Source organism: Pediococcus argentinicus (assembly GCF_001437605.1).
Classification (GTDB): domain Bacteria; phylum Bacillota; class Bacilli; order Lactobacillales; family Lactobacillaceae; genus Pediococcus; species Pediococcus argentinicus.
Genome location: NZ_JQCQ01000010.1, coordinates 21,390 through 42,212, shown reverse-complemented (window position 1 = coordinate 42,212; position 20,823 = coordinate 21,390). Strand labels below are relative to the sequence as shown.

Here is a 20,823-nt window from a genome sequence, read left to right as displayed (position 1 = left end):
TAATTAAATGACATCTAAAAATATAATTCAAGGCGATAAATATCGATTTACTGTTTTAACAAATAAATTATTGCGACTAGAGTATTCGGAAAGTGGTCAGTTTGAAGATCGAACTACGAAGGTTATTCAAAATCGTGATTTTGACAATCCCGACTTTGATGTAATCAGAGATCATGCAGGCCATCAACTAGAAATAGTAACTGATAGTTTTCATCTGTATTATGAGGGCGGTAAATTTTCGAACGATACATTATTTATCGATGCCAAGTACAATTTTGAAACCTATTATTCACGCTGGTACTTCGGAGAGAAGATTGAAAAGAATCTAAAGGGTACTGCTCGAACATTGGACAAAGCAGACGGAGAGATTCCTCTTGAAGATGGATTAATGACTAAAGGGGGATTTAGTGTTCTTGATGATTCTAAATCATTCATTCAAATTGGTGATGAATTTATTGATCGTGATCATACGGAAGATGATTTCTATTATTTTGCATATGGGCGTGATTACTTGGCAACACTCAAAGCCTTTTATCGATTAACAGGATCAACACCGATTGTTCCTCGATATGCCTTAGGTAACTGGTGGAGTCGATTTTATCCTTATACACAAGATGAATATCTACAGTTAATGAAACGATTTGAAAATGAGAAGTTACCGATTGCTGTTTCAGTTTTTGATATGAACTGGCATACAACTAAGATTCCATCTGAAATGGGCAGTGGCTGGACAGGTTATACATGGAATCGAGATTTATTCCCTGATCCCAAAGGAACTTTGAAAAAAATGCATGATGCAGGTCGAAAGGTTACTTTGAATGTTCACCCAGCTGCAGGAATCAGGCCATCAGAGGAATCATATCCAGAAGTTGCTAAATCAATGGGATTGGATGCAAGTAAAAAAGAACCTGCTATTTTTAATCTTCAGAATCCTAAATTTGTTAAAGCTTATTTTGATATTGTTCATCATGGACTAGAAAACAAGGGTGTAGATTTTTGGTGGCTAGACTGGCAACAAGGTGGTAGTCGAGGAAAGCATTTGGACCCACTTTGGTTACTCAATGTATTGCATTATAACGATAATACTAAACGTCATCCTGGTGAAGGACTGATTTTATCACGTTATGCGGGTCCTGGAAGTCATCGTTATCCAATTGGTTTTTCTGGTGATTCAGTTGCTAGTTGGAAATCATTGCAGTTCCAACCATATTTCACTGCTACTGCCAGCAATATCGGATATACATGGTGGAGCCATGATATTGGTGGTCATATGCACGGAAGATATAACGCGGAATTATCACTACGTTGGATGCAATTTGGTGTATTTAGTCCTGTTTTAAGATTACATAGTTCTGATAATCTTTTTATGGGTAAGGAACCATGGAATTATGATGAAATTACTCGTGGAGCTATGAATGATGCGTTAAGATTGCGTGCTAAGTTGGTGCCTTATATTGATACGGCTAATGAACTAACTCATCGAGACGGTGAGCCATTAATTCAACCGTTATATTACAAACATCCAACTAATAAAAAAGCTTATCAATTTAAGAACGAGTATTACTTTGGAAATGAAATGTTGGTTGCACCGATTACGACTCCTAAGGATTCACAAACAGGACAAGCTTCAGCTGAGGCATGGTTGCCTGAAGGTCATTGGACAGACTTTTACAATGGAATTCACTACCAAGGAAACCAAGTATTGAAGCTTTACCGAAGTGAAAATGAATATCCTGTTTTTGTAAAAGACGGTAGCATTATTCCCCTTAATGAAGAATATATGCAGTCTTTGAATGAATTGCCTCAAACTATCAGAGTTAAGGTTTACCCAGGTGCTGATGCAAGGTATCACATGTATGAACACCAACAGACAAAGATGGCTGAAACTATTTTTACTTGGAATGAAGAAAGTAAGACAGTTACAACTACAACTAATGATCCTGCACACTTAATCCCTGCAAATCGGTCTTATATTTTTGAATTTGTGGGATATCAGGCTGATGTGAATAATTTAGAAATTGAATCAACAGAGTTAGACAATAAGATTCAAGTAGATCAAGTTAATATTAAAGATAATAATTCTAAAATAACCCAGTTGTTTAGAGAAAAACTACAACATGCAGAAATTGATTTTGATGATAAAATGCAAATATGGAGAGCTTTTGTTGATCCAGAAATGACAACGGTAGCATTTGTTAACTATCTGAATACTTTGGATAATCCGGAGTTGGCAGGGATGTTAAGTGAATTAGCTGTTTTGATTAATAAGTAAACTAAAGAATCTGAGCAAAAACTAACGTTTTTACTTCAGGTTCTTTTCATTTTCTAACTTTAATAGTCTAAATCGGAGAAAAAAGGCTGATGAAGGAAGAAAGTTGCAAAGCCCACAACTTTCCTACTCGGTTCAAACCGCCTCGGTCGCCGCCTTAGCTACGAAAACCAAACGATTCCAAGTACGAATCATTTGGTTTCCTATGCTATGCTCAGAATCAAACCGCCTTTTTTCTCACTCTCTTTCTAAACATTCCCTTAAATAAGTTTAAATTAAATCCTAAATATGACCATCAGACCACTTTTCGTCAGAACTTTCACGTAGAATAAACTCGTAAGCTAGTTCGAAGTGGACTAGAGATTGTGGGGAGCTATTTTGAAAAAGAAAATTATGATATTCGGTTTGTTGGGATTATTCATAGTGATGTTACCACTATACGCATTCAAAATTGAGCCCAATATGTTAACTATTAAACAAGTTCAAATTAATGAAAATAAAGATGCTAATGCAACTAAATTAAAGATTGTTCAGATTTCCGACTTACACATTTCGAATAGCTATCCGGTTGCAAAATTAGATAAGGTAATTAAAGACGTGAATCAGCAACAACCCGATATAATTGTTTTTAATGGTGACCTATATGATAACTTTGCTTCATATCCTTATCAAAATGAAGTGAGTGCAAAATTAGCGCAAATGAAAGCTAAAGTTGGTAAATTTGCAGTTTGGGGAAACCACGATTATGGCGGTGGAGAATCAAGAGTCTACGATAGTGTGATGGCTAATGGTGGATTTAAGATCTTGAAAAATGCTGGTGACATGTTAAATTTAAATGGTCGTTCGGTCTTTATCGGAGGGATGGATGATTCTATGTTAGGTCATCCTTCTATCCCAGAAACTTTACAATATCGAGTGGGGCAACCTAATTATTCCGTCATGTTAACTCATGAACCAGATGTAGCTGATCAACTAGTGAACACAGGTACACAACTTGTATTGGCCGGGCATAGTCATGGCGGACAAATTAAATTACCGTTCTACCAGGAAACCAACGTGTTATCGAGAAAATATATCAAAGGATTGTACACACTTAATGGTGGCATGAAGGTCTACGTTAATACCGGTGTAGGAACAACTAGAGTTCACGCTCGGTTCGGAGTTCGACCTGAAATATCGGTATTAAATGTTAGTATTTAAATAAAGAGCCAGACAAAAAATTGTCTGACTCTTTTATTGTTCACTGAATTTTTTAAGTGCACCCATTAGACGGAAATTTTCTTTTACAAAAGCTCCCATCACAAATGGTAATCCCCAATATGAACTAATGGGAGAATTAATAGTCATAATCAAAGTCCGACTAACCTTAACGCCCTTGTTAGTTTCTTCAAAGGTATAATCGATTTGAATATCGGTTTTGATATTTAAGCCCATTTGACTAATATCCATACTGTGATTAAATCCAATTTTTTTATTTGGCACAAAGAAGTTAACTTCGCCAGGGCGTTGACCACTGGGACCATAATCCAAATATTTAGTACCTAGTTGGACTGGATAGGGTTCAATATCTTTAGTACCGCCGAATGCATTGGAGTTTGGTAACCACTCGTGATAGTTTTTCATATCAGCAACACGGTTAAACAATTCATCAATTGGAGCATTAATAATTTTTGAAAAATGTAGAGTTTTTTGCATGATAATCTCTCAAATATGTGACGTTGCAATTATTATAGGCTATCTTATATTGGCTGTATATAAAAAATCGCCTTATAGTTAAAGACGATTTTTGTGAATTAATTTTGACTATTATAATTTCCATTATCAGATTGAGAATATCCGGTACCACCGTATTGATTATTGTTAGAATCTGAACTGGTAGCACTTCCATCACCATTAGCACTCTGTTGACTATTGTTAGCTGAAGCATCTGCTGCTTGTTGACTTTGGGCAGCCAGTTCTGCTTGCTCTTCAGCTTCCTTTTGTGCTTTTTCAGCAGCTTTTTCAGCGGCTTTCTCAGCTTTCTCCTGAGCTTTTTGTTCGGCCTCTGCCTGAGCTTGATTAGCTGCTTGCTGTTCGGCTAGTGCTTGTGCGTTAATTTGAGCTTTCTGCTCTGCCACAAGCTTTTTACGAAATTTAACTAACTTTCCGTGTTGCTTATCACTTTTTTCAGACTTTTTATTCTTTTTCAAGTCTTTGATGAGTTGATCTACTGTCTTTGTATCAACGCTACCACCAATATTATAAATATTCATTATATTATTATATTTGTTACTAAGACTTTTTGCTTTTTTGACTGTATTAAAATCGCTAGATAGTTTTGCTGAATATTTATTTAGAAATGCATTTGGTAATTTTCGTTTTTTTAATTTTTCTTTGAGTTTTGAAATCTGTTTTGGACTAACTTTTTCCTTAAGCTTTTGTTTCTTAGTGAATAGCTTCTTGTAAGATTCTTTAGTAGACAACATGTGCTTACTTTCAGTGTCCTCTTTTTGTAAATCCATTTTTTCGTGACTGCTAGGTAAAGCATTCACGTCGTGACTTAGGTTGGTGAGTTTGCCGTCCGTTACTGAATCTTTTAAATCAGATCGATTGGAATCGGTATAGATTTGTGCGTATTCATTTTTGACATGATTTATTTTGCCATTGAAGGAAATTTTACGACCAGCAAAAATGATTCCACCAATTATAATTATGGTCAAAGCAAAATAGAGAGCTAATGACAAATATCTTTCGATGCGTAATTTTGATCTCCGGCGGCGAGCTAACCTGCGGTTACGATACAGATCATCGTGCGAGAATTCTTGATCAATGGGATTGTCGTTTTCTTTTGGCCATATAAAATTACGAATTTCTGACCTCAACCTATTAAAAAATTCCTTAACATGATCCATTGGACAAAATCCCCCGTAAAATATTGTAATAACCTTATTATACCGATATATATGCCGAAAGTAACCAGATATAATTATTTATCATTATCAGTGCTAAAATAAAATATCAAGATATATTAGAGGAGCAAAATGATGAAACGGTTCTTAAAATATTTATTAATAGGATTATTGGTAGTCGTTTTAATAGTAGTCGGATACTTAATTTATCTATTTACTGCCTACTACCGGGTTCCGGATAATCAAAAATTAACGATTAATAATTCACGCCAGGCTGATGTTCAAGTAGATAAAAACTACCGAGCAATGACGTATAATATTGGCTACGGATCCTATCCACCTAGCTATACTTTTTTTATGGATGGTGGCAAAAAGTCAATTGCTGACAGTAAGCAATCCGTGGTTGATAACATCAATGGCGTCATTAAAACAACTAAAGAAGTCGATCCAGAGTTTGCATTTTACCAAGAAGTTGATGAACATGGAAAACGATCACGTAATGTTAATGAACAAAAACAAATTTCTAGTAGCCTGGAACATGAGTATGGCTCTGTCTTCGGTCAGAATTACGATTCACCATATTTATTCTTCCCAGTTACGAAGCCGATTGGAAAGGCTAAATCAGGATTGCTAGCGCTCAGCAAGGCTAAAATGGAGCACTCTAAACGATATTCGTTGCCAATCGATATAGATATTAATAAGTTCTTTGATTTGGATCGCGCCTTTACGGTTACAATTAGCCCGGTCGCAAATGGTAAGAAAATGATTTTGATTGATGTTCATTTATCCGCATACACTAAGAGTGCTAAGGTACAAAATGCGCAACTTAAAAAGATGTTTAATGTGATGGAAGATGAATATAAAAAGGGGAACTATGTCATGGTAGGTGGTGACTATAATCACGATACCCTCGGAGATAGTCCTAAAGTGTTCCATACCGCCAATCAACACCTAACGTGGAATAAACCATTCCCTAAAGATAAAATTCCGGCTGGATTCCATATGCCAATGGGATCCTTGCGAGAAGACGCAGTGCCATCCGCTCGTAATTTGAATGAGCCATATAAAAAGGGCAAATCATTTGTCACGATGATTGATGGTTTTATTATTTCCGACAATATTCAGGTGAAAGATGTTAAAGTCAAAGATACTAGTTTTGCATATTCAGATCACAATCCATTGGTGATGAATTTTAAATTAGCAAAATAAATTTCACCTTGCAGTACAATTAGTTTTTTTGTATACTATCCAACAATGTATCAAATAAAGGGTGTCAGAGAACATCCATTTGGAGGCTTTGTTATGGAAAAAATGACGAAATATCAACGTCGAGTTACTGGATCAACATTATTAGGTTTTACTTTGGAAAACATGGATGCCATGTTTATTTCATTTTCACTGGCCTCAATTATTACAACATTGCATATTACACATGCCCAAGCAGGGCTAATCCCATCAATTACGAGTATTGGATCGTTAATTGGTGGGATTTTATTTGGTGTTTTAGCAGATCGTTTTGGCAGAGTTAAGACATTATCATGGTCGATTTTCATTTATGTGATAGGAACAGTCTTCATGGGATTAACTAATTCTTTTGTGATGTTGTGTGTGCTTCGCGTGATTATGGGAATTGGTGCTAGTGGAGAGTACGGCATTGCTATAACAATGTTAAGTGAGGCCTTTCCGCGTAAAGTACTGGGTAGAATGACTTCCTTTGCTTCAATCGCAGGACAGGCAGGCGCAATTGTAGCTTCTGTTTTGGCGGCGGTGGTTATTCCTAATTTAGGGTGGCACGCTTTGTTCTTCTTTGGCGTCATTCCTGTTATATTGGCATTATTTGTCCGTTTTGGTTTGTCAGAGAGTCCAGCTTTTATAAAGCATAAAGAAGACCGCCAAGTTGCAACCATCGGATGGCAAAAACTGTTCAATACTCGTCAAAATATTAGTAAAACTTTGCGACTAATTGTTATGGGTACTATTCAAGTTGCAGGATATTATGGATTGATGAATTGGCTGCCCACAATTATGCAAAATAGATTGCATGTGGGTGTGGCCAGTTCCTCATTGTGGATGATTAGTACAATTCTTGGAATGAGTTTGGGTATGTATTTCTTTGGATTCTTTCAAGATCGATTTGGCAGTAGGACAGCATTTACAATATGGTTGTTAGCTTCTTCAGTTGTAGTTTACCTTATATTATTCGCACAGAATCAGGTTGAAATGATAATTGCAGGGATGGTTTTAGGCTTCTTTTCTGATGGTATGTATGGTGGTTTTGGTGTGATTATTAGTCAAATGTATGATACTGATATTCGTGCTACTGCGAATAACACAATTATGGGTGTATCAAAAGGAATTGGAAACTTTTCATCAGTATTAATAGGCTTTTTGATGGATAAATATACTTTGACGACTGTGATGTTATTCCTATCGCTTATATACCTAATCAGCTTTATAACGATGATTAGTTTAAGAGAGCTTAATAAGGATCATGTTAAGGATATAGACTATAAGCAAGTAATCGAGTAAAAAAACGAGTTGATAATCTAACTAAGTTTATCAACTCGTTTTTTATTTGATTAATATAGATATTTCCATGAATAAATACTTGATACCCTTTTCCTGTTCTTTAATAGTTACTGGTGTTTCTAGTAATCCGGCGGAAAGTATTGCCTTTTTCCTTCTCGCTGCTCTTAAGGCCATTATCTGCCCTTGAACCATTGGATTAACGGATTTATTACTCTGCTCAGGTGTTGTTTCAAGCGCAAATGATGTTAGATAAGTAAAATAGTTTCCAGCTGGTCTGGTAAAGATTCTGGCTCTTTTTGCAATGGTATTTTTAGATTCTTTGAGGATCGGTGTGAGTTTGTCATCTTTAATTTGGATTCCGACCCAGAATCCATTTGAAAACACTTTCTTTTCAAGATGATTTTCATCTAAAAAGGTGATAATGGTCGAATCAGAAGGCAAATCTAGTTCAGAAAGTAGTTCTTTAAACTCAAATAGCTGTTTCTGATAATAAGCTGGGTTATCAGCCGATGTTGGGATCATTAAGTAGAAAGTTTTCTCATAATGTATTACTTTGGAATCTCCATTTTTTGAATCTGCTTTCCAGCGTTTTGATAAGCTCTTTTGGGTATTAAGAAGATTCTTTAAATAGTCTCTTTGAGTTTGTAAAATACTGATTTCTTGATCTAATTGCGATATTTGTTTTTCTAAAAAAGAATTATCTGCGTTGTCAAAGTCGCTATAGCTCTTAATTTGATTCAGCGTGTAACCAACTTTTTGCAAGGCTTGAATAGTGCTGAATTGTATAAGTTGTTCAGTTCCGTAATAGGCATATCCATTGTCACCAATAGCTTTTGGAATCAATAATCCAACTTTGCGATACCAACGTAATGTGGCTTTAGTGGTGCCGCACAGTTTTGCGAATGCTCCTGCGGTAAGTTCATTTTTCATATTAAATGCCTTCCATAACTAGAATTTATCTTAATTATACTTGACTATGATGTAACATCACAGTTTATGATATTAGTTATACTAAATAAAGAGGAAAATTTAAAATGAATAAAAAACAATCACTAGTTAATAAATATCCACTTGTTACGGCATTTGTAGCGTTGGTAATTGCATTTGTATTATTGCTAACAATTAAGACCGATGGTACGGTTTTGCAGAATTTAAGACAAGAAGTGCCACTTACGATTCTAACGTTAGGGTTGGTTGTCGCTATCGGTGGCTTTAAGTTAATTAAGTTTCAAAGTAATGGACTTGGATTTACATTTAGAAAAAGTATCATTTATCTAATTCCAGGAATTCTAGTCGCATCTTCAACTATCTTTGCTGCAATTTCAGCACACCGGGCTTTACAACCTAATCTTATTTTGTTGATTCTGGAAGGTGTATTTTTCTATTCATTGTTAGGATTCTTTGAAGAAGGTATGTTCCGAGGTGTGATCCTACAAGCCTTATTAGCAAAATTTGGTAAAACAAGACGAGGACTATTTGGTGCAATTATCATTGGCGGTATCATCTTTGGTTTTGTACACATTCTGTTGGGGTGGTTCCAATCAGGCGTTGATTTAAGTGTTTTAGGACTACTACAAGCTTTAGTTAAAACCTTGAGTGCAGGAATGGCGGGATACTTCTTTGGCGCAATTTATCTTAAGACTAAAAATCTATGGGGGATTGCCATAGTTCATGGATTGTCTGACTTCTTATTGATGATTGGTAACTTGATGTTCACAGGTTCTAACTCTGTTTCATACGTGAGCTCAGATCCTAAACAAGCAATGACAACTTTATTAATCAATACTATCTTTATTCTGATTTATATTCCGCTTGTAGTTGGTGCTACTAGACAATTGAAGTCTCTAACGTTACCACAGTTAGGATTTTATCGAGAAAATTGGAAATAATAAAAACGGATGTAAGGCAACTTACGTCCGTTTTATTTTTGTGTTGAATTTGATTTGATAAGCCTATTTGGAAGAACTAACTTAGCATTTTCAAATTCTTTATGTTGATTAATTCGTTCGTCTAAGGTTCCAATTAGAAGTTCAGCTATATCTTGAATAGGTTGAGCAATGGTTGATAATTCGGGATGGAAACTTTGAATTAATTGAGTTCCATCAAAGCCAATTACTTTCAAATTTTTAGGAACATCAATTTTGAGAGATTGAGCCACTTCCATAACTAATAGAGCAGTGAAATCATCAGAAGTGAAAATTCCATCAACGGTGGGAGTATTAGTGAGAAAGTCACGTATTTTCATTTTTTTGATGTTATTTGAAAGATCATTATCTAAATCAAGGTAGTGCGGCTTTAGCGAGTTTTGTTCAAGCGTTTTGGCAAATCCTTTTTCACGTAAATCAGTTGGATTCTTGGCTGAACCAAGGTGAGTCTTACCAATGAAATATATATTATTTGCACCACTATCAACTAGTTCCTGAGTGGCGAGTTGTGCGCCTTGAAAGTTATCGCTACTGATAGTTGGAATCTTGGTTCCTAAGGTTCTATCAAATGAAACAACGGGTAAATCCATTGTCTGATATTCTTTAATCTCATTTGAATGTGTACCAACGATAATTCCATCCACTTGATTAGCAGTTAGCATACGAAGATATGAAAGTTCTTTTTCAGCATTTTCGTTTGCATTGCATAGAATAACCTTATAACCATTTTTAAATAATTTATCTTCAATATCAGCAATCAGTTCTGCATAAAATGGATTAGTAATTGAAGGAAAGATTACCCCAACTAATTTTGTTTGCTTGCCCTGAAGAGAACGAGCCAGTGAATTTGGTTGATAATTTAATTCGTGCATTGCAGTGAATACAGCATTCTTAGTCTTTTCACTTAATGATCCATAATTATTAATTACACGAGAGACTGTTGTAACAGAAACTCCAGCTTTTTTTGCTACATCAGAAAGTTTAGCCATTTGAAAATTCCTCAATTATGATTAGTCTTTAATAAATCCCACATCTTAGTCCTAATTGTATCATTCTCATCACTAGTTTTAACGTTAATTCCTGACTCGTTTAAAAGTGGAAAATAACGGGATGTAAATACTTTCTCACCATTGTTCACAAATATTTCTACTACCGAATTATCAACAAAGATATTAAGCTTTAAATCTGAATGTGAGCTAACATTAGCAATTCGTTTCTGGCCGAATTTAACATTGATTGGTTGAGGACTGTGAGATCGATCTAGCACCAGCTTACCCATTGTTGTATCAAAATGGAGTGATAAATAGTGTTGTCCATCCTCGCTACGAAGTAACTGTAGCTCACCAGTTTGATTATCCTTGATTTGTATTTCTAATTCGTATTGATTAGAAGAATTAGCGAGTTGTTTGATATTAACTTGCTCGTTTTTACGTAGTTCTTTAGTTTCTTTGACCGGATATTGGAAAAGCTCACCGTTTTTCAAGGTTAACTCTTTCACTAAACTCAAAGCCCCGGACCAACCGTCAGAATCTGTTGGATACTCCATTTCAGGAAGCCCAACCCAACTCACTTCCAACGCTCTACCATCAGGTGCATTAAAGGCCTGAGTAGCGTAAACATCAAAACCTTCATCAAGGTTTGCTAGTGCACTGGGATGCTTAATTTCTAAATAATCCCAAGAAAATGATTCACCAGTTAGATAGGTATTAGGGTATACGTTTTGATATTCGTGTTGCTTATGGTCAAGGCCTTGGGGACAGAAAAGTAATACAGGATGCTTATCTATAAATACCAAGTTGGGACACTCAATCATATATCCCGATAATTCTTTGTCTATCTTTAAGTCACCTTGATATTTTAGATCTTCCAAACTGTGACCTTTGAATACAGCAATTGCACCAGTTTTATTAATGGTCTGAGCACCTAAAATTACTTTGTATTCCTTATGAATTTTCAACAACTGAGGATCACGGATATCTTCAGTGAAGATATTGGTAGGTGTCGTAATGGCAGGCTCTGTAATCTTATTGATTGCATTGCCGCTATCCATAATAGCAACGTTTTGGTAGGAATGTCGTTGCCAATTTTGGTCGCGCACATTTCCGGTATACATAAATACTAGGCCTTCAAGGGTAGATAAAGCTGAACCTGAAAAAATTCCATGGCTGTCAAACTGATTATTTGGCTGTAGTGCTAACCCTAAATCCTTCCAATGGATTAAATCAGTAGATGTGAGATGATGCCAACTCTTTAGTCCGTGTACGGGACCATAAGGATAGCTTTGGTAGAATAAGTGCCACTGATTATTAAAAAAAGAGAATCCGTTTGGATCGTTCAATAAACCTGTTTGAGGTTGAATATGGAAACCTAATCGCCAGTTCGACTGTTTAACTCGTTTTTTAAGTTCTACCAAATATGCATCGTCCCATTCATTATAGGGACGATAACGATCTTTATCTGTCCAGTGTTTAATCATAATATGCCTCACTTTGATAAACGATATTATTTATTTATAGGTGCATTGTATCACCAATTATAATATTTTTAAAATAAAAATTGATAAACGTTTGACAATTTATGAAAACGGTTTATTATATAAGCTGTAAAGAGCAAAAATTATTCAGAAACTAGAGGAGGCTTCATTATGGCAATGGATCATGCAAAGGTTGCTCGTGATGTATTAGATGATATTGGAAAGGATAACGTTCAGGCTGCTGCGCATTGTGCGACGAGATTGCGTTTGGTGGTTAAGGACGAATCCAAAATTAATCAGAAGGCTTTGGACAAACAACCTGATGTAAAGGGAACGTTTAAAACCAATGGCCAGTATCAAGTGATTATTGGGCCTGGTGATGTAGACAAGGTTTACGACGAATTTATCAAATTAACTGGTTTAAAGGAAGTAACACCGGATGATTTGAAGGTTGCAGCTGCGAATGGTCAAAAAGCTAATCCCTTTATGGCCTTTATCAAAGTTTTGTCAGATATTTTTGTTCCCATTATTCCGGCTCTAGTTGCTGGTGGTTTGTTAATGGCTCTCAATAATGTTTTAACTGCCGAACATCTTTTTGCTGCTAAATCAATTGTTGAAATGTACCCAGCGTTAGACGGATTTGCACAGATGGTCAACCTGATGTCGTCAGCACCATTCGCATTCTTACCTGTTCTGTTAGGTTTCTCAGCTACTAGGAGATTTGGTGGGAATCCATATCTTGGTGCAGCAATGGGTATGATCATGGTTATGCCATCTTTGGTAAATGGTTATCAAGTTGCGACAGTTATGGCTAGTGGCAAGATGCCAATGTGGGATGTTTTTGGATTACATATTGCACAAGCAGGTTATCAAGGGCAAGTTATTCCGGTGCTTGCAGTCGCTTGGATTTTGGCTAATTTAGAAAAATTCTTCCACAAACATATTGCAAATGCTTTTGATTTTATTTTTACTCCAATGTTAGCAATTATTATTACTGGATTTTTAACATTTTCATTAGTGGGACCTGTTCTAAGAGTTGTTTCAGATGGATTAACGACTAGTTTAGTTTGGCTATATAATACAACCGGATTTGTAGGAACTGGTGTTTTTGGAACATTCTATTCTGCAATCGTTGTAACTGGATTACACCAAAGTTTCCCAGCTGTGGAAACCCAGTTATTAGCTAATATTAAACAAACTGGCGGTAGTTTTATCTTTCCAATTGCTTCAATGGCTAATATCGCACAAGGAGCTGCATGTCTGGCCATCTTCTTTATCTCAAAGAATAGTAAGCAAAAAGGTTTGGCAAGTTCATCAGCTATTTCAGCTTTGTTAGGTATCACAGAACCAGCTATCTTTGGTGTTAATTTAAAAATGAAGTTTCCATTTATTTGCGCCATGATTGGTTCTGGAATTGCATGTATTTGGATGGGATTAGCACATGTTTTAGCTAGTGCAATGGGTGCTGCAGGTGTGATTGGATTTGTTTCAATTCCTGGTAAATACTGGTTGTCATTCTTTGTTGGTGTTGTAATCAGCTTTGCCGTTGCATTTACCCTTACATTTGGATATGGCAAACGTGTCCTAGCCAGTGGAGTTGCTACAGATATGGATGCTGACAATGATGAAACAGTCGATGAAGCTGGAGAAGTTGTTGAAACAGAAGTATCAGATGAAGTCATTGCTGCACCAGTTAGCGGTAAAGCACAAAGCCTTCGTGACGTTAGTGATAATGTCTTCTCTGCTGAAATTATGGGTAAGGGAGCTTCAATTATTCCTAACGACAATAATGTTTATGCTCCAGCTGATGGAGAGATTACAGTTCAATTTGATACAAATCATGCATACGGAATTAAGACGAAAGATGGCGCTGAAATTTTAATCCATCTCGGCGTTGATACAGTCAATTTAAAAGGCGAATTTTTCACAAGTAATGTCAAAAAAGGACAACAAGTTAAAAAGGGTGATCTTTTAGGAACATTCGATTATGAAGCAATTCAAAAAGCGGGATATGACGCTACAGTCATGATCGTTGTTACTAATACTATGAGCTATGGTGGAGTTGAACGGATTCAAAATGTTGATGATGTTTCACATGGTGATAAATTAGTAGCTCTTACAGCTCAAGCAAATAATAAATCAGGAGCAATGCAATTATGAAAATAGGTGCAGTTGAAGCGGGTGGTACTAAGTTTGTATGTGCCATCGGTGATGAAAACGGACAAGTCAGTGAACAAATTAAGATTCCAACAACAAGTCCTAAAGAAACAATGAATCAGGTAATTAATTATTTCAAAGAACAACAGGTTGAGGCAATTGGGGTCGGTACTTTTGGACCAATTAATGTAAATAAAAATTCTGTAACATATGGATATGTTACTAAAACGCCTAAACCTGGGTGGAGTAATTATGATTTTCTTGGCTCCATGAAGAAAGAACTGAATATTCCAATTAGTTTTACCACTGATGTGAATGCAGCTGGTTATGGGGAAGCAGTCCAGGGAGCTGGTCGAGGAAAAGAAAATGTCCTGTATTGGACTATCGGAACAGGTATTGGTGCAGGTTATGTTCAAAATGGTGAATTCCTACAAGGTATTTCACATCCGGAAATGGGTCACATGCTAATTAGACAAAATCCAAATGATATCTATGAAGGACATTGCCCATTTCATAAAAATTGTTTTGAAGGACTCGCGGCTGGTCCAGCTATTGAAGAACGTATTGGCAAGAAGGCTGTTGAATTGGATCAAAATGATCCAGTCTGGGACTATATTGCCGACTATGCTGCTCAGGCTTGTGTAACTGCCACGCTTGTTTTAAGACCTGATATTATTATTTTTGGTGGTGGCGTAATTCATCAAGAACATTTATTAAAGAAGATTCGTAAACACTTTAAAGAACAATTGAACGACTATGTAGATGTTCCACCATTGGAGGAGTACATTGTCAGAATAGGTTTAAACGATGACGCAGGTATTAAGGGTGCGTTGTTGTTAGCGGCAAAAGAACTTTCATAGACCAATTGAAATTAAACGGTAATTCCACTAGACTAAATATAGTAAACGCTTTCAAATATCGTAAAAGGGGTTATTTAAATCATGGCACAAGCAACTGAATGGTGGAAAAAGAGTGTTGTCTATCAAATCTATCCAAAGAGTTTTCAAGATACTAATGGTGATGGAATTGGTGATATTAATGGGATTATTGAACATCTAGATTACTTAGAGAAACTTGGTGTAGATGTACTTTGGCTTAATCCGATGTATGTTTCACCTCAGGTCGATAATGGATACGATATTGCTAACTATCGCGCAATTGATCCAATGTTTGGGACGATGGAAGACTTTGAAAAGCTATTATCAGAAGCACACAAACATCATTTGAAAATTATTTTGGATTTAGTAGTGAACCATACTTCAGACCAACATCCATGGTTTAAAGCCGCGGAATCTAGTGTGGATGATCCGCACCATGATTACTATATTTGGAAAAAGGGACGTAATGGACAAGAACCAAACAACTGGGGTGGTTCATTTGGTGGATCAGCATGGACGTACAAAGAGAGTGTGGCGGAGTATTATCTCCATCTATTTGCGAAAGAACAACCCGATTTAAACTGGGAAAATCCAAAAGTTCGTGAAGAAGTCTATGATTTGATGAAATTCTGGTTGGATAAAGGGATTGATGGGTTCCGGATGGATGTTATTAATTTAATTTCTAAGAACCCAGCGTATTTAGATGGCGCTGTTCGTGAGGTCGAGAAGTATGGTGACGCCCACCAAATGACTGCAAATGGGCCACGTGCACATGAATTTCTGCAAGAAATGAACCGAGAAGTCTTATCTAAGTACGATATTATGACAGTCGGTGAAATGCCAAGAACTTCTCCAGAAAAAGCTGTGGAATATACGGATCCAAAACGACATGAATTGGATATGATTTTTCAGTTTGAGCACATGGGATTAGATGGCGGACCATTTGGTAAGTTCTCAGAGAATCGCTTTAAATTAAGTGACTTAAAACAGGTCCTCAGTAAATGGCAGACTGAACTCTCAGCTCATGGTGGCTGGAATTCTCTTTATTGGAGTAATCACGATCAACCACGTCCTGTCACACGTTTTGGTAATGACGGAAAATATCGAGTTGAATCAGCAAAGATGCTTGGAACCTTATTGCACATGATGCAAGGGACCCCATATGTTTTTGAAGGCGAAGAGCTAGGGATGACAAATGCCAAATTCGATTCGATTAATGACTATCAAGATTTGGAAACTTTTAATGGCTATAAGGAACTAACTGAGGTTCATCATGTGGCACCTGATGCAGCGTTACGAGCAATTTATGCTAAATCACGTGATAACGCTCGGACACCAATGCCTTGGAATGCTAGTGAAAAAGCGGGCTTCACAACCGGGGAACCTTGGATAAAATTAAATCCAAATAATGATGAGATTAATGTTGAAGATACACTCAAAGATTTTAATTCAGTATTTTATTTCTATCAAAAATTAATTAAGATACGGCATGAATTACCAGTTATTACAGATGGGGTTTATCAATTAGTAGATGCTGAAAATCCCGATGTGTTCAGTTATACGAGAACTGATGACGATGATCAATTGCTCGTGATTTGTAGTTTTGCAGACCATGTTGTTGATTACAAAGTGCCAACTAGTTTCAGGGATGCTGAAGTTTTGATCGATAATTATGATCAAATTGAAACTGACAATCTTCAACCATTTGAGAGTCGAGTTTATAAGATATAATAACTACTAAGTAAGGCACCTAATTAGAGGTGCCTTTTGTGTTTTCATTAGATATAATGTGGTAAAAAGTTAAAGTGAGAATCAATGGTGGTTAATATCAAGAAGACAAACTCAAAATTTATCATTTTAATATTGCTAAATCTAATTACCTCAATCGGTATGTGGTTGTATAGTCAAAATACTATCCTTCTTGGATATACACTTTCAGCTCCAATCATGATTATTTTGTGTGCCTTATTTTTGTTTAAGTTTGGTAAGCAGGACAAATTACCGGTTAATATTTTTAAAGATGATTATCGTCATTTGTCTCTATTTGAAAAAGCACTAATTGTCATTTTGTTTCTGGCTGGTTTTTCGGAAAATGAAATATCGTTATGGATAGTTATTATTGTGGCAGTGCTAATTTACGATGGTAGATTGATACGTTCACGTACGAAGCTAATTCCTAGCCTGCCAGTGTTTAATGAAACACTGATTTGTAACATTGTGATTGATATTGTGTTATTTGTATTTATGGTTGTTTTAAAGTAGTGATTCAAGAATTAAAGTACAAAAATTAAGCCAATGTGCTAATAAATATCTGGAACTATTGACTATTCCTATTGGAATTAAAACAAATATAGAAAAAAGTCGTTTTCAAGATGGCTAAGTAGTGAAATTATCCTTAGCAATTTATTGCTTAGGATAAGATGAACATTCAAGACCGTACTTCGGCTTGAATTTCATTCACTACGTTCCAGCTAATCTCGAAAACGACTTAAATTTATTAAACTAAACCTTCCTCATGTAGCTATGAGCTACACTAGGAAAGATGTAAATCAAACGTTCAACATCTTCATGACTGACACGATGTTCAATCATGTCTGTGAGACCGTTAATGGTTTCAACAGCATCATTACCAATACTTGTCGCACCAACGACAATTCCTTTTGAATCGTAAACTACTGTGACACCACCGAGATTTTCATTACCGACTTGGCGGAACCAGTCTTCGGTATAGTCGAATTCTTTAACAGTGTATTCATCAGGATGAAATTCCGCAACTTCCGGAGTTACACCGACTGAAGCGATTCTTGGGGAAGTGAAGGCAGTGTACGCAATTGCGGGATAATCGATAGGTGCTGACGTTTCACCAGTGAACAAGTGTGCCAGGTATTGTGATTCAAAAATGGCAGTTGGGGTAATTTTAGGTAATTTCTTATCTAAAATATCTCCAGAAGCATAAACACCTTCGATATTAGTTTCCAAATGATCGTTAACCGGAATACCACGATGAGCATCGTATTTAAGACCAATTCCGTCCCAATTCATATCTTCTACATTAGGAATGCGACCAGTTGCATCAATTATATAATCGGTTGTTTGTTCATAACCATTGGTGCCACTAAGCTTGATTCCATCTGCAGTTTGTTCAGCTTTTTCGATAGTTTCTTCAAATTGGAACTTCACGCCACGATCTTTTAAGCTACTGATTAATTTTAAAACGTAGGGTTGATGGAAATCACGGAGGACTTTATTACCACGTAGAATGACAGTTACGTCACTGCCAAATGCATTTGCGATGGTAGCAAACTCCATTCCAACGTATCCACCGCCAATAATGGTAATTCGAGCTGGCAGCTCTTCTAACACCATGAAGTCCGTACTGTCATGGAAAAGTTCGCTACCAGGAATATCCATACGATGAGGGCGACGTCCGGAATCAATCACGATTTTTTCACTGGAATATCTTGATCCGTTAACTTCAACGGTATGTGAGTCAACAAAGCGAGCATGACCTTTAATATTTGTTACACCAGCGTTTTGAAGCTTCATTTCATTACCAAGTGCTAACCCATCAATGACTTCGTGTTTGTGAGCCATCAAGTCGTGCCAGTTTAGTTGGGGAAGACTATCAAAGCCACGCCCTTGAAGTTGTTCTACCTGACGTAGAATTTCTACTGGTCGATCGAGTGTGATTTTGGCGTTACACCCACGGTTCGTGCAAACACCACCAAATTTACCTTCTTCAATTACGGCTACTTTTAATCCATGCTCTGACATAGGAATGGCACCGTTCCAAGCACCTTGACCACTACCTATAAATAAGACATCAAAATCCATTATAAATTCCCCCTAACTGTACTAGTATGTATTCGCTATCATTGTAGCAAAATTTAAAATACATACGGCGAAATTTGCTCAATACTGAGTTAATGAATTATTTCATTACCAACATCGGAACCCCAATCTAGTTCTCCTGAGTTTTGGGTGTCTTTTAAAGATCTGCAATTTTCCCACAATCTCGAAAACTTTGGTTTGATGATAATAGCCCCATTTTTAACTGAAATGTTGACCTCTTGTTCCAATGGAGAAACTACCCCAATGCTTTCTAAAATAGAATTTGGTAATAAAACACCTTGAGAACCATCTAATGCAACAATCTTACTTTTGAATTCTATCATTTTATCATCCTCCGTTTTTAAATATACCAATTTAACTATTTTAATAGTACAACGAATAAGGTCGGAAGTGTTGTAAAATAACCATTATATCAAACTGAAAATTATTTCATAAATTAGTGTGTAAGCCTTTACATTTTTAACTAAGTAGCTCATGGTATAGATAGATTAAAATAAAGGAGAAATGTTTGATGATAACAATTAAGAGTAATCGTTTAACAGTAGAGATTGATCAATTAGGAGCCCAAGTTACACACGTAGTTGGCTCAGAAAGTGAATATGACTATATTTGGAACGGTCAAGCATGGACACGTCATGCACCAATTTTGTTCCCATCAATTGGTAAATCAAACAATGACCAATATCAACTAGATGGTAAGATTTATTCAATGTCACAGCATGGTTTCGCCCGTGACTATCAATGGGAAAACGTCAAAAAGGCTGATGACCAAGTTTTACTTGAATTAAAAGCTAACGATAAGACAAAAGAATTATTCCCATTTAACTTCGTGCTCCAAGTAGAATACAAAGTTGTTGAAAATAAATTAATCACTTTATATCGTGTTACAAATGCTGATGACAAAGCAATGCCATTTGCTTTAGGTTCACATCCTGGTTTCAATGTACCAGTTGATGACGATGGTGTTTTTGAAGACTATTCATTAACATTCAGCCCTAACCAAAAGGAAGTTCAACGCTTAGGAGTTAACCCAGCACCATTCCGTGATGGTACAAAGAAACCTTATGAAGCTGTTAAAAACAGTGAATTAGCATTGAACCATGAGATGTTTGATGACGGTTTGATTATTATGGACGCTAAGAAGATTGATAGTGTCACACTTCATTCTGACCAAACAGCTCATTCAATCAAATTAGATATCAAAGACTTCCCATATGTAACTCTCTGGGCAATGGAACACAAGACTGAACCATTCTTATGTATCGAACCATTCGCAGGTCTACCAGATGAAGCCAGCGACACTCCAACCGACTGGATGAACAAGAAAGGTAATACTATTCTAGAACCAGGCGAAAGTCGCGAGTTTGAGTATGCGATGGAACTAAATTAGAAGTGCTCAGGAAGACGGTTAGTAATCGAGTACCAGCATAAAAAGGAAAATGATAAGCGATTTTTGCTTATCGTTTTTCTTTTGTAGCTGGACGGAGATTACTGTCTTCATTAGCACGTTACGGCTATAAACAAATAGAACGCAACTCAATTAGCCATAACACTCCCCAGATGCTATAATTAAACCTCGTCGAATAAGGTAAATGCTTGAAATATAATTAACAATTTCAGCCAAGGTTTAAAAGAGAGGTTAATCTATGCCAACCAAAGCACAAAAAGAAAAAATGTTAGAAATGATCAAGAAGAAACAAAGCGGTGGATACCGTAAAGATCGTTTCGAGAATCCTAAAAATGACCGTAAAAACATGCGTAAGGGTCCTAAAATTTTTAGATAAATTATATAATCCCGATTCATTCCAAATAGGATATGAATTGGGATTTTTTATTAGCTATAAACAGTAAC

General features: G+C 36.3%; 18 protein-coding genes. 11 read left to right on the top strand and 7 right to left on the bottom strand.

Features of this window, described 5'->3' with window-relative positions; translation table 11 throughout:
- Positions 1-7 precede the first annotated feature (7 nt).
- Positions 8-2,272 (top strand): glycoside hydrolase family 31 protein, encoded by a 2,265-nt coding sequence (locus IV88_RS03760; protein ID WP_057798916.1) that lies wholly within the window; start codon positions 8-10, stop codon positions 2,270-2,272.
- 375 nt (positions 2,273-2,647) lie between these two features.
- Complete coding sequence (locus IV88_RS03755; protein ID WP_236698597.1) at positions 2,648-3,469, top strand: metallophosphoesterase; 822 nt, start codon at positions 2,648-2,650, stop codon at positions 3,467-3,469.
- A gap of 33 nt (positions 3,470-3,502) precedes the next feature.
- Here the strand turns inward: IV88_RS03755 and IV88_RS03750 are convergent, their stop codons facing one another.
- Positions 3,503-3,964, bottom strand: coding sequence for an SRPBCC family protein (locus IV88_RS03750; RefSeq protein ID WP_057798913.1), 462 nt, complete (start codon positions 3,962-3,964; stop codon positions 3,503-3,505).
- 98 nt (positions 3,965-4,062) lie between these two features.
- Positions 4,063-5,160 carry a hypothetical protein gene (locus tag IV88_RS03745; protein ID WP_057798911.1) on the bottom strand — a complete coding sequence of 366 codons (1,098 nt, stop codon included), beginning with the start codon at positions 5,158-5,160 and terminating at the stop codon, positions 4,063-4,065.
- Positions 5,161-5,292: 132 nt separating this feature from the next.
- On the opposite strand from IV88_RS03745, the gene IV88_RS03740 reads away from it, so the two are divergent.
- Both IV88_RS03740 and IV88_RS03735 read left to right on the top strand, forming a co-directional pair.
- Positions 5,293-6,366 carry an endonuclease/exonuclease/phosphatase family protein gene (locus tag IV88_RS03740; RefSeq protein WP_057798937.1) on the top strand — a complete coding sequence of 358 codons (1,074 nt, stop codon included), beginning with the start codon at positions 5,293-5,295 and terminating at the stop codon, positions 6,364-6,366.
- 93 nt (positions 6,367-6,459) lie between these two features.
- On the top strand, positions 6,460-7,686 hold the full coding sequence (locus tag IV88_RS03735; protein ID WP_057798909.1) for an MFS transporter: 1,227 nt from the start codon (positions 6,460-6,462) through the stop codon (positions 7,684-7,686).
- 42 nt (positions 7,687-7,728) lie between these two features.
- On the opposite strand, the gene IV88_RS03730 is transcribed toward IV88_RS03735, so the two are convergent.
- Positions 7,729-8,616, bottom strand: a complete 888-nt coding sequence (locus tag IV88_RS03730) for a MerR family transcriptional regulator (RefSeq protein WP_057798907.1) — start codon at positions 8,614-8,616, stop codon at positions 7,729-7,731.
- Positions 8,617-8,720: 104 nt separating this feature from the next.
- Between IV88_RS03730 and IV88_RS03725 the strand changes: the two genes are divergently transcribed.
- A complete protein-coding gene (locus IV88_RS03725; protein WP_057798905.1) occupies positions 8,721-9,575 on the top strand; it encodes a CPBP family intramembrane glutamic endopeptidase in 855 nt (284 codons plus the stop codon).
- Positions 9,576-9,607: 32 nt separating this feature from the next.
- On the opposite strand, the gene IV88_RS03720 is transcribed toward IV88_RS03725, so the two are convergent.
- Complete coding sequence (locus IV88_RS03720; RefSeq protein ID WP_057798904.1) at positions 9,608-10,600, bottom strand: LacI family DNA-binding transcriptional regulator; 993 nt, start codon at positions 10,598-10,600, stop codon at positions 9,608-9,610.
- Positions 10,601-10,611: 11 nt separating this feature from the next.
- On the bottom strand, positions 10,612-12,087 hold the full coding sequence (locus IV88_RS03715) for a sucrose-6-phosphate hydrolase (protein ID WP_057798902.1): 1,476 nt from the start codon (positions 12,085-12,087) through the stop codon (positions 10,612-10,614).
- Between the two features lie 174 nt (positions 12,088-12,261).
- Between IV88_RS03715 and IV88_RS03710 the strand changes: the two genes are divergently transcribed.
- The 4 genes from IV88_RS03710 (at position 12,262) to IV88_RS03695 (ending at position 17,381) form a co-directional block, all read left to right on the top strand.
- The gene (locus IV88_RS03710; RefSeq protein WP_057798936.1) at positions 12,262-14,244 is read left to right on the top strand and encodes a sucrose-specific PTS transporter subunit IIBC; all 1,983 of its coding nucleotides are present in this window, start codon (positions 12,262-12,264) and stop codon (positions 14,242-14,244) included.
- Positions 14,241-15,101 carry an ROK family protein gene (locus IV88_RS03705; RefSeq protein WP_147165232.1) on the top strand — a complete coding sequence of 287 codons (861 nt, stop codon included), beginning with the start codon at positions 14,241-14,243 and terminating at the stop codon, positions 15,099-15,101. Before IV88_RS03710 ends, IV88_RS03705 begins: the two co-directional genes overlap by 4 nt.
- An 81-nt stretch (positions 15,102-15,182) precedes the next feature.
- Positions 15,183-16,850 carry a glycoside hydrolase family 13 protein gene (locus tag IV88_RS03700; RefSeq protein WP_057798898.1) on the top strand — a complete coding sequence of 556 codons (1,668 nt, stop codon included), beginning with the start codon at positions 15,183-15,185 and terminating at the stop codon, positions 16,848-16,850.
- Positions 16,851-16,934: 84 nt separating this feature from the next.
- Positions 16,935-17,381: a hypothetical protein gene (locus tag IV88_RS03695; RefSeq protein WP_057798896.1), complete on the top strand. Its 447-nt coding sequence runs from the start codon at positions 16,935-16,937 to the stop codon at positions 17,379-17,381.
- 240 nt (positions 17,382-17,621) lie between these two features.
- Here IV88_RS03695 and IV88_RS03690 read toward each other — a convergent pair whose 3' ends face one another.
- Positions 17,622-18,953, bottom strand: coding sequence for a dihydrolipoyl dehydrogenase family protein (locus IV88_RS03690; RefSeq protein ID WP_057798894.1), 1,332 nt, complete (start codon positions 18,951-18,953; stop codon positions 17,622-17,624).
- An 89-nt stretch (positions 18,954-19,042) separates the two neighbouring features.
- Positions 19,043-19,294: an AbrB/MazE/SpoVT family DNA-binding domain-containing protein gene (locus IV88_RS03685; protein WP_057798892.1), complete on the bottom strand. Its 252-nt coding sequence runs from the start codon at positions 19,292-19,294 to the stop codon at positions 19,043-19,045.
- 188 nt (positions 19,295-19,482) lie between these two features.
- On the opposite strand from IV88_RS03685, the gene IV88_RS03680 reads away from it, so the two are divergent.
- Positions 19,483-20,361, top strand: coding sequence for an aldose 1-epimerase family protein (locus tag IV88_RS03680; protein ID WP_057798890.1), 879 nt, complete (start codon positions 19,483-19,485; stop codon positions 20,359-20,361).
- A gap of 256 nt (positions 20,362-20,617) precedes the next feature.
- A complete protein-coding gene (locus tag IV88_RS09335; protein ID WP_057798888.1) occupies positions 20,618-20,755 on the top strand; it encodes a hypothetical protein in 138 nt (45 codons plus the stop codon).
- The last annotated feature ends 68 nt before the right edge of the window (positions 20,756-20,823 follow it).